Raw genomic sequence first — 1,185 nt, forward strand, 5'->3', positions numbered from 1 at the left:
GCCCGATGGGTCAGGGCCCCATGGGTCAGAACCCGATGCAGGGGCAGATGGGCCAGGGCGGCATGCCCGGCCAGATGCAGGGACAGATGGGGCAGATGGGTCAGGGCGGTATGTCCGGCCAGATGCAGCAGATGCCCGGTCAGCAGATGCAGGGGCAGATGCAGCAGATGGGCGGCCCGATGGGCGGTCCCATGGGTGGTCCCCCGCAGATGGGCGGCCCCGGTCAGGGTCCCGGTGGAGACAGCGCCGCGCGCGTTCTCTCGCTGGCCCAGCAGACCGCCGACCAGGCGATCGCCGAGGCTCGTTCCGAGGCCAACAAGATCGTCGGCGAGGCACGCAGCCGCGCCGAGGGCCTGGAGCGCGACGCCCGCGCCAAGGCCGACGCTCTTGAGCGGGACGCCCAGGAGAAGCACCGCGTCGCGATGGGCTCCCTGGAGTCCGCCCGCGCCACGCTGGAGCGCAAGGTCGAGGATCTGCGTGGCTTCGAGCGCGAGTACCGCACTCGTCTGAAGTCCTACCTGGAGTCGCAGCTGCGTCAGCTGGAGACCCAGGCCGACGACTCGCTGGCCCCGCCGCGCACTCCGGCCACGGCCTCTCTGCCGCCGTCCCCGGCGCCCTCGATGGCTCCGGCCGGCGCCGGTGTCCCGTCGTACGGCGGCAACCAGGGCATGGGTGGCCCCGGCCCGGCTGCCCCGTCCTACGGCGGCCAGCAGCAGATGTCTCCGGCCATGACCCAGCCCATGGCTCCGGTCCGGCCGCAGGGCCCGTCTCCGATGGGTCAGGCTCCTTCACCGATGCGTGGCTTCCTGATCGACGAGGACGACAACTGACGGCCTCTAGTACGCCTTAGGCGTCGTCGGCGTTCAGGGCGGGGCCCCGGATTTTCTTCCGGGGCCCCGCCCTTTTGCGTGTGCCGGTGACGCTGAAGGCCCGCTCCCGCCGACGACCGCTAGAACGGAAGTCGGGCGGAGCGGGCCTTCGTACGTGCTGTGCGTGTCGCCGTTACGCCTTGCGCAGGCGGAACGTCAGTGACAGGCCCTCGTCCGTGAAGGGGTCCCCGAAGGTGTCGTCCGTCTCGCCCTGGCCGAAGTCGGTGGCGAGGACCTCGTCGGAGATCAGGTCCGAGTGCTCGGTCAGGGCGGCGGTGACCGCCGGGTCGGTGGATGTCCAGCGCAGCGCGATGCG

At 71.3% G+C, this 1,185-nt stretch carries 2 protein-coding genes; one reads left to right on the forward strand and one right to left on the reverse strand.

The window, feature by feature from the left end:
* Positions 1-830: V-type ATP synthase subunit E (locus JF597_RS55235; protein ID WP_294014836.1), on the forward strand; the 830-nt coding region annotated here is incomplete at its 5' end.
* A gap of 172 nt (positions 831-1,002) precedes the next feature.
* Here the strand turns inward: JF597_RS55235 and JF597_RS55240 are convergent.
* Positions 1,003-1,185 (reverse strand): hypothetical protein (locus JF597_RS55240; RefSeq protein ID WP_294014839.1); only part of this gene is annotated, 183 nt, incomplete at its 5' end.

It is taken from the genome of Streptomyces sp. (genome assembly GCF_019510245.1).
Lineage (GTDB): Bacteria > Actinomycetota > Actinomycetes > Streptomycetales > Streptomycetaceae > Streptomyces.